Genomic DNA, 383 nt, shown 5'->3' on the forward strand with positions numbered 1-383 from the left:
CCGGCCACCAGCTCCTACGTCGATGACGGCACCGTGGGTGACGGGCACGTCGAGGTCATCCGCGACACCATGATCCGGCTGCGCCGCGTGGAGGACCTGGACGAGGAGGTGCTGGCCACCACCGAACAACAGCTGGCGACCCTGGCCGCGACGCACTCCCCGATCGCACTCAAAGGCGCGGCGTCGGTGATCGCCGACCGACTCGACCCCGACGGCGCCGCCCCCTCAGAGGACCCGCCACCGCCCGACGAGCTGAGCTACACCCGGCGGCGCAACGGCGACCTGCACGCCAAGCTGATCCTGCGCGACCCCGTCTCGGCGGAGTTGTTCGACCAGGCCATCCGCGCCGCCACCCTGCCCCCGGAATCCGCCGCACTCGCCGA

1 protein-coding gene is annotated in these 383 nt (G+C 72.1%); it reads left to right on the top strand.

Going from position 1 to position 383, the window contains the following annotated elements; translation table 11 throughout:
- A partial coding sequence (locus QRT03_RS32025; protein WP_286057228.1) for a DUF222 domain-containing protein occupies positions 1-383 on the top strand: 383 nt, incomplete at both ends.

The sequence above is a fragment of the Actinomycetospora termitidis genome (assembly GCF_030286555.1).
GTDB classification, from domain to species: Bacteria; Actinomycetota; Actinomycetes; order Mycobacteriales; family Pseudonocardiaceae; genus Actinomycetospora; species Actinomycetospora termitidis.